This is a genomic window from Nonomuraea sp. NPDC050643 (genome assembly GCF_040654715.1).
GTDB lineage: Bacteria > Actinomycetota > Actinomycetes > Streptosporangiales > Streptosporangiaceae > Nonomuraea.
Window position 1 is genome coordinate 307346 of sequence record NZ_JBFAIM010000007.1, and the last position, 8306, is coordinate 315651.

8 protein-coding genes are annotated in these 8306 nt (G+C 69.0%); 3 read left to right on the forward strand and 5 right to left on the reverse strand.

All coding sequences use genetic code 11. The features are described from left to right. Positions 1 to 127 precede the first annotated feature (127 nt). From AB0I15_RS12220 to AB0I15_RS12235, 4 genes are read right to left on the reverse strand one after another with little or no spacing between them, the layout of a single operon-like run. On the reverse strand, positions 128 to 589 hold the full coding sequence (locus AB0I15_RS12220) for a response regulator (protein ID WP_358093621.1): 462 nt from the start codon (positions 587 to 589) through the stop codon (positions 128 to 130). After that, complete coding sequence (locus tag AB0I15_RS12225; protein ID WP_358093624.1) at positions 586 to 1764, reverse strand: ATP-binding protein; 1179 nt, start codon at positions 1762 to 1764, stop codon at positions 586 to 588. The genes AB0I15_RS12220 and AB0I15_RS12225 overlap by 4 nt, the downstream gene beginning before the upstream one ends. Next, on the reverse strand, positions 1761 to 2894 hold the full coding sequence (locus AB0I15_RS12230) for a fused response regulator/phosphatase (protein WP_358093627.1): 1134 nt from the start codon (positions 2892 to 2894) through the stop codon (positions 1761 to 1763). The genes AB0I15_RS12225 and AB0I15_RS12230 overlap by 4 nt, the downstream gene beginning before the upstream one ends. Positions 2895 to 2928: 34 nt before the next feature. Then, the gene (locus AB0I15_RS12235) at positions 2929 to 3858 is read right to left on the reverse strand and encodes a LysR substrate-binding domain-containing protein (protein ID WP_358093630.1); all 930 of its coding nucleotides are present in this window, start codon (positions 3856 to 3858) and stop codon (positions 2929 to 2931) included. Between the two features lie 134 nt (positions 3859 to 3992). On the opposite strand from AB0I15_RS12235, the gene AB0I15_RS12240 reads away from it, so the two are divergent. The 3 genes from AB0I15_RS12240 to AB0I15_RS12250 are packed head-to-tail and all read left to right on the forward strand — an operon-like array spanning position 3993 to position 7449. Then, complete coding sequence (locus AB0I15_RS12240; protein ID WP_358093633.1) at positions 3993 to 4754, forward strand: succinate dehydrogenase cytochrome b subunit; 762 nt, start codon at positions 3993 to 3995, stop codon at positions 4752 to 4754. Next, positions 4751 to 6673 (forward strand): fumarate reductase/succinate dehydrogenase flavoprotein subunit, encoded by a 1923-nt coding sequence (locus tag AB0I15_RS12245; RefSeq protein WP_358093636.1) that lies wholly within the window; start codon positions 4751 to 4753, stop codon positions 6671 to 6673. The genes AB0I15_RS12240 and AB0I15_RS12245 overlap by 4 nt, the downstream gene beginning before the upstream one ends. A 35-nt stretch (positions 6674 to 6708) precedes the next feature. After that, on the forward strand, positions 6709 to 7449 hold the full coding sequence (locus AB0I15_RS12250) for a succinate dehydrogenase/fumarate reductase iron-sulfur subunit (protein ID WP_358093639.1): 741 nt from the start codon (positions 6709 to 6711) through the stop codon (positions 7447 to 7449). Positions 7450 to 7539: 90 nt separating this feature from the next. Here AB0I15_RS12250 and AB0I15_RS12255 read toward each other — a convergent pair. Then, positions 7540 to 8306: cytochrome P450 (locus AB0I15_RS12255; RefSeq protein ID WP_358093642.1), on the reverse strand; the 767-nt coding region annotated here is incomplete at its 5' end.

Consider the following 8306-nt stretch of genomic DNA (forward strand, 5'->3'; position numbering starts at 1 on the left):
TCGTTTCGCTGGGCGCGCGTACGGCGTATCCGCTCAGGCGCGCGTTGGTGGGGGATACGTTACGACGACAGGATCGAAATTTGTGAGCGGGGTCACTCACTTTTTCGATGACTGGCTGTGATTCCTGTCACGTAGGCCCGTCAGGGGGCAGTCCTTGGGCCGGCAACTTCACCACAGTCACGAAAAAATCATCTATTTGGCGGACAACCCGGATGAATTGCTCGAAATCCACCGGCTTGGAGACATAAGCATTCGCATGCAGCCGGTAGCTGTGCAAGATGTCCTCCTCCGCCTCGGAGGTCGTCAGGATCACCACGGGGATCGTCCGCAGCGCGACGTCGGCCTTCACCTCACGCAGCACTTCCATCCCGCCCATGCGCGGCAGATTGAGGTCGAGCAGGATCAGGTCGGGCCGCGGCGAGCCGGCGAAGCCCTCCTCCTGCCGCAGGAACGCCATCGCCTGCTCGCCGTCGTTGACGACGTGCAGCCGGTTGCGCACCTTGTTGAGGTCGAACGCCTCCTTGGTGAGCAGGATGTCGCCCTGGTCGTCCTCGACCAGGAGCACCTCGATCGGGCGCCAGCCGTTCATCGCTCGTCTCCCGTCGCGGGCAGCGTCCAGCGGAACGTCGCGCCGTGCCCGCCGGTGCGCCCGCCGGTGCGCCCGCCGGTGTCGCCGCCGGTGTCGCCGTCGAGCCACAGTTGCCCGCCGTGATACTCGACGATCTTCCGGCACAGTGCCAGCCCGATGCCGGTCCCCGGGTAGACGTCGCGGGGATGCAGGCGCTGGAAGATGAGGAAGATGCGGTCGGCGTACTTGGGCTCGACCCCGATGCCGTTGTCGGAGCAGCTGAACTCCCACATGTCGCCGGAGCGCGTCGCCCCGATGTGGACGCGCGGCGGCTCCTCGGAACGGAACTTGATGGCGTTCTCGATCAGGTTCTGGAAGAGCTGGGTGAGCTGCAGCGGGTTGCCGTTCACGCGGGGCAGCTCGTCCCGGGTGACGGTGGCCCCGGTGTCGTCGATCGTGGCCGAGAGGTTGTCGAGCGCCGAGTCCAGCGCCGTGCCCGACTCGGTCACGCGCCGCTCGCCGGTGACGCGGCCGACCCTGGAGAAGTCGAGCAGGTCGTTGATCAGCAACTGCATGCGCTTGGCGCCGTCGACGGCGTAGTGGATGTACTGCCTGGCCCGGTCGTCGAGCTGCGGGCCGTAGCGCTGCTCGAGCATCTGGGTGAAGCTGGCGACCTTGCGCAGCGGCTCCTGGAGGTCGTGACTGGCGACGTAGGCGAACTGCTCCAGCTCCCCGTTCGAGCGCCGCAGCTCCTCGGCCTGGTCGGTGGCCGTCCGCCAGGCCGACACGATCCGGGCGCGCATGGAGTCGATGTGACTGGACAGCTCGGCCAGCTCCGCCGGCCGGTCGACGTGCAGGTCGTGGTCGAAGTCGCCGGCGGCGACCGTACGGACCTGCTCGGTGAGCTGGTCGATGGGCTTCAGCACGGCGTAGCGCACGATGAACGCCAGCCCGATCCCGCAGGCCAGCAGCACCGCGAACAGCACGATCAGCGCCACCGTGAGCCGGCCGAGCTGCGCGGCCACCTCCGTGCGCGGGTTCAGCTCCATCGCGCGGGCGGTCATCGTCATGACGACCACGACCCCGGCCGTGAAGGCGAAGCCCGCCACCGCCCCGGTGGCCAGGAACCAGCGGGAGACCGGGAGCCTGCCCAGCCCGGTGGGCTCCTTCGGCGGAGGCAGGGGGTGGATGCTCATTTTCTCCTCCTCCGTACCAGGACCGCGGCGAGGTCGTCGCTCAGCGTGCCCACGTGGGTGATGAGCCGGTCGAGGTCGATGACCCCGTGCTCGCGTACCAGGTTGACCAGGCCGTCCACGCCGAGCAGCCCGTTCGGCTCGCCGATCGCGGCCTCGATCAGGCCGTCGGTGTAGAGCATCATCGACCAGTCGTGGCCCAGCGGCACGTCGATCTCCGACCACTCCGCGTCGAGGAAGATCCCGAGCGGCGGGCCCGACGGTGTGCCGTTCAGCACCTCCACGACGCCGTCACGGAGCAGCACCGGCGGTGGATGGCCGACCACGCGCATCTTGGCCTGGCACAGGTCGGGAGTGATCGTGGCGGTGCAGAGCGTGGTGAAGATCTCGGGAGCCTTGCGCTCGGCGCGCAGCAGCGTGTCGAGCGTGCGCAGGAGCGTGTCGCTCGTCTGCCCCGCCAGCACCAGCGTGCGCCAGGCGATGCGCAGCGCCACGCCCAGCGCGGCCTCATCGGGGCCGTGCCCGCACACGTCGCCGATCACGAGGTGCACCGCGCCGTCCGGCGTCTGCACCGTGTCGAAGAAGTCTCCCGCCAGGGTTCCGCCGCTGCCCGGCAGGTAGCGGGTCAGGTGCTCGATGTCCGCGCTGCCCAGCAGCGGACCCGGCAGCAGCGCGCTCTCCAGCCGGGAGTTCTCGGCGGCCGTCAGCTCCGCCTGGATGAGCTTGAGCTGGGCCAGGTCGGCCCGTTTGCGCTCCATCGCGTACCGGATGGACCTGGCCAGCAGTCGCGCGTCGATGTCCTGTTTGACCAGGTAGTCCTGGGCTCCCGCCTGGACCGCGGCGACCCCGACGTGGACGTCCCGCAGGCCGGTGAGCACCAGCACCGCCGTGCGCGGGGCGATGGCCAGCACCTCTTCCAGCGCCTCCAGCCGGCTGGCGTCGGGCAGTGAGAGGTCCACGAGCACGCACTGGATCTTGGCGGTCAGTTTCGACCTGGCCTCCAGCAGGGTGCGTGCCCGGAAGATCTCCGGGGGCGCCAGGGCCTGGTTGAGCAGCTCCTCGACCAGGAAGGCGTCGCCGTCGTCATCCTCTATGAGGAGCAGCGTCAACGTTTCCGAAAGATTTGCCGTCACAGACGCCTCTTCGTGCAGTCGGAGCAGTTGTTGCTCATTCTGCGATGAGTTCGACTCCTTGTGGAAGCGTGCCCTCATGCCCGGCTTCTACGACGAAGGACAGCAAAGTCTCCCTGAACGCCTGCGCGGCCCGGGTCGGCTCGACGTCCTTGCGATGGGCCAGCGCGATCGACCGGCTGAGCCCCGGCGGGGCGAGCGGCGTGCCGGAGAGGCCGGGGCGGCCGTCGAGCACCATCGACGGCACCACGGCCACCCCCAGCCCCGCCTCCACGAAGCGCAGCACCGCGTCCATCTCGCCGCCCTGCACCGCGAACCTGGGCTCGAACCCCGCCTGCCGGCAGGCGGCCAGCGTGGCCTCCCGCAGGTCGTAGCCGCGCCGGAACATCACCATCGGCTTGCCGCGCAGGTCTTCGATCCGCAGGTACGGGCCCTTCGCGTGCTCGTGCGAGGGCGAGACGACGACGAGGTTCTCGCGCAGGATCTCCTCGGTCACCAGCGAGGGGTCGTCGCTCTGCAGCGGCATGATGATCAGCGACAGGTCGAGCTGCCCCCGGGCCAGCGCCCTGATGAGGTCGCGCGAGCCGCCCTCCTCCACCAGCAGCTCGATGCCGGGATATTCGCGGTGGAAGCGGGCCAGCGCGTCGGCCAGCAGCCCCGCGCAGAGCGATGGCGTGGCCCCCAGCCGCACGCGGCCGCGGCGCAGCCCCGCGAGCTGGGCCACCTCCTGGCGGGCGGTGTCGGCGTCGGCCAGGATGCGGCGGGCGAGGGGCAGCAGCGCCTCACCGGCCGCCGTGAGCGTGACGTTGCCGCGGGCCCGCGAGAACAGCCGCGCGCCCAGATCGTCTTCGAGGGCCTTGATCTGCTTGCTGAGCGAGGGCTGGGCGACCCGCATGCGCTCGGCCGCCTGAGTGAAATGCCGGGTCTCCGCCACCGCCACGAAGTACGCGAGCTGCTGCAACTGCATGTGATTTTCCTCGCACCGACCGAAGTGGTCAGGGCCCTGTCAACCATGTATTGCAGACATCATAGCCGATGGCTATCGAAACCAGACCTGCGATGACTTGGACGGATCATTGCTGGATACCTAGCGTTTGAGGCGTGACTGCCACGATAGAGCGCGGCGCAGCCACCGCGCCTGTTACCGCTCCCCAGAACTCCTCCAAGAACGCTCCAACGCGTAAGAAGCCGGCCGGGTTCCTGGGCTCGTCGAACGGCAAGAAAGTCGTCATGGCCGTCACGGGCGCCGTGATGGTGCTCTTCCTCGTCGGACACATGCTCGGCAACCTCAAGATCTTCTTCGGCCGTGACTCCTTCAACGACTACGCCCATGCGCTGCGCACGCTGCTCGAGCCGCTCGCGCCGTACCGCACGCTGCTGACGCTCATCGAGGTCGTGCTGGTCGCCTCGGTCGTCCTGCACATGTGGGCCGCGATCTCGCTGGCCCGCCGGGCGGGCAAGGCCAGGCCCGTCAAGTACGTGGCCAAGAAGTCGCAGGCCAACGGCTACGCCACGCACATCATGCGGTTCGGCGGCCTGACGATCGTGCTCTTCATCGTCTGGCACCTGCTCGACCTGACCTTCGGCGTCGTGAACCCCAAGGGCTTCGACGCGGCCCCCGCCGACCGGATGATCGCCGGTTTCGACGCGTCCCGGTGGTGGGTGACGCTGATCTACTTCGTGGCCGTCGTCATGGTCGGCCTGCACCTGCGGCACGGCATCTGGAGCGCCTTCCAGACGCTCGGCTGGGCCAACCGCACCCGTAACCAGGCCCTGCGCGTCTCCGCGGCGCTGCTCTCCGCGGTCCTGGTGATCGGCTTCCTGGCCCCGCCCCTCGCCATCACGTTCGGAGTCATCAAGTGAACTACACCGAAGGTCCCGAGATCAGGGACACCAAGGCGCCCGCCGGGCCCATCGAGGAGCGGTGGGAGAAGCGGAAGTTCGGCGCCAAGCTGGTCAACCCGGCCAACAAGCGCAAGCTCAACGTGATCGTGGTCGGCACCGGCCTGGCCGGCGGCTCGGCCGCGGCGACGCTGGGGGAGCTGGGCTACAACGTCAAGTCGTTCTGTTACCAGGACTCGCCGCGGCGGGCGCACTCCATCGCCGCGCAGGGCGGGATCAACGCGGCGAAGAACTACCGCGGCGATGGCGACAGCATTTACCGGCTCTTCTACGACACGGTGAAGGGCGGCGACTTCCGCGCTCGCGAGTCGAACGTCTACCGGCTCGCGCAGGTGTCGGTGAACATCATCGACCAGGCCGTGGCGCAGGGGGTGCCGTTCGCCCGTGAGTACGGCGGCCTGCTGGACACGCGTTCGTTCGGCGGGGCCCAGGTCTCCCGTACGTTCTACGCCCGGGGGCAGACGGGGCAGCAGTTGCTGCTGGGCGCCTACCAGGCGCTGGAGCGGCAGATCGCGGCCGGGACCGTGACCATGCACACGCGGCACGAGATGCTCGACCTGATCATCTCCGACGGGCGGGCGCGCGGCGTCATCGTGCGCGACATGGTGACCGGCGAGATCGAGCGCCACCTGGCCGACGCCGTGGTGCTGGCCACCGGCGGGTACGGGAACGTGTTCTTCCTGTCCACGAACGCCAAGGGCTGCAACACCACGGCGATCTGGCGGGCGCACGAGCGCGGCGCGTACTTCGCCAACCCCTGCTACACGCAGATCCACCCGACCTGCATCCCGGTGTCCGGGGAGTACCAGTCGAAGCTGACGCTGATGTCGGAGTCGCTGCGCAACGACGGCCGGGTGTGGGTGCCGCTGCGGAAGAACGACACGCGGGCACCTGGCGACATCCCGGACGAGGAGCGCGACTACTACCTGGAGCGGATCTATCCCGCCTTCGGGAACCTCGTCCCTCGTGACATCGCCTCCAGGGCCGCCAAGAACGTCTGCGACGAGGGCCGCGGTGTCGGGCCCGGCGGGCTGGGCGTCTACCTGGACTTCCGGGACGCCATCGACCGGCTCGGGCGCTCGGCGGTGGAGAAGAAGTACGGCAACCTCTTCGAGATGTACGAGCGCATCACGGGCGAGAACCCGTACGACGTGCCGATGCGCATCTACCCGGCCGTCCACTACACGATGGGCGGGCTGTGGGTGGACTACGACCTGCAGTCCACGGTCCCCGGCCTGTTCGTCATCGGTGAGGCCAACTTCTCCGACCACGGCGCCAACCGCCTCGGCGCGTCCGCGCTGATGCAGGGCCTGGCCGACGGATACTTCGTGCTGCCCACGACGATCGGCGACTACCTGGCCGCCGGCCCGTTCGAGGACGTGGACGAGGAGGCCGTGGCCGAGGCCGAGATCCGGGTCCGCAGCAAGATCGACCGGCTGCTGTCGGTGAACGGCACCCGTACGCCCGACTCCTTCCACCGTGAGCTGGGCAAGCTCATGTGGGACTACTGCGGCATGGAGCGCACCGAGGAGTCGCTGCGCAAGGCGCTGGAGCGCATCCCCGAACTGCGCGCCGAGTTCTGGCAGAACGTCAAGGTCAGCGGCGCCGCCGAGGAGCTGAACCAGGTCCTCGAGAAGGCGGGACGCGTCGCCGACTTCTTCGACCTGGCCGAGCTCATGTGCCTGGACGCCCTGATCCGCACGGAGTCCTGCGGCGGCCACTTCCGCGCCGAGTCGCAGGACGCGGACGGCGAGGCCCTGCGCGACGACGAGAACTTCGCGCACGTCTCGGCGTGGGAGTTCGCCGCCGACGGGCCGGTGCTGCACAAGGAATCCCTCGAGTACGAGTACGTCAAGATGACCCAGCGGAGCTACAAGTGAGCGAGCGGGGCAAGCGGAGCGAAGGAACCCCGGGCATGAACCTGACCCTGCGAGTTTGGCGGCAGAGCGGTCCCTCGGACGCGGGGCGCATGGTGAAGTACAAGGTGGAGGACGTGTCCCCGGACATGTCCTTCCTGGAGATGCTCGACGTCCTCAACGAGCGTCTCATCCTGGAGGGCGACGACCCGATCGCCTTCGACCACGACTGCCGCGAGGGCATCTGCGGCATGTGCGGCATGGTCATCAACGGCGTGGCCCACGGTGAGCAGGTGGCGACGACGACGTGCCAGCTCCACATGCGCCACTTCGAGGACGGCGCCACGATCACCATCGAACCGTGGCGGGCGGCCCCGTTCCCGGTCGTCAAGGACCTGGTCGTGGACCGCAGCGCCTTCGACCGCATCATCCAGGCGGGCGGCTTCGTCTCGGTCCCGGCCGGCTCCGCGCCGGACGCGCACAGCGTGCCCGTACGCAAGGAGGACGCGGACTCGGCGTTCGACGCGGCGACCTGCATCGGCTGCGGCGCCTGCGTGGCGGCCTGCCCGAACGGCTCGGCCTCCCTGTTCACCGCCGCCAAGATCACCCACCTGAGCCTGCTTCCCCAGGGCCAGCCTGAGCGGCTGTCCCGCGCGAAGTCGATGGTGGACCAGATGGACGCGGAGGGGTTCGGCGGCTGCACGAACACGGGAGAGTGCACGGCGGTGTGCCCGAAGGGGATCCCGCTGGACACGATCGCGCAGATGAACAGCGACTACCTCAAGGCCAACGCCAAGTAGTGGCGGGGGGCCGGGCTCCTGTCCCGGACAGGGCGTCTGGTCGGCCCACCGGCGGGCCGACCGATGCCCTGTGCGGCTCGGGAGTCAGGGTCAGGCGTCCCAGGTGACCGGGAGGCTCTTGACCCCGTAGATGTCGGCGGTCTCCGGGCGCAGGGCGACCTCGTCGGCGGGGACGGCCAGCCGTAGCGTGGGGAAGCGGTTGAGCAGCGCGGGGAGTGCGACGCGCAGTTCGACGCGGGCGAGTTGCTGGCCCAGGCACTGGTGGATGCCGTGGCTGAAGGCCAGGTGGCCGCCGTCCTGGCGGCGGATGTCGAGCGTGTGGGGGTCGGTGAAGCGCTCGGGGTCGCGGTTGGCGGTGCTGAGGGACAGGATCAGCGTCGAGCCGGCCTCGATGGTCCGGCCGTCCAGTTCGACGTCCTCCAGCGCGACCCGCTGGAACTGCTTGGCGACGCTCAGATAGCGCAGCAGTTCCTCCACCGCTCCGTCGGTGAGCGCGGGGTCGGCGCGCAGCGCGGCCAGTTGCTCCGGGTTCCGCAGCAGGGCGAAGGTGCCCAGCGCGAGCATGTTCGCGGTGGTGTCGAAGCCGGCCGACAGCAGGATCAGCGCGATTCCCTGGAGCTCCTCGTCGGTCAGGTCGCTGTCGAGCAGGTCGCTGAGCACGTCGTCGGTGGGGTCGGCGCGCTTGGCGGCCACCAGCTCCGCGAGGTACTGCTGGGTCGCGAGGTAGGCGGCGATCAGCTCCTCGTCGCCGGTCTCCCCGCCGAGGAACGTGTCGATGTTCCCCTGGAAGCGGTCCCGGTCCTCGTACGGCACGCCCAGCAGTTCGCAGATGACGACGGCGGGGATGGGCTTGGCGA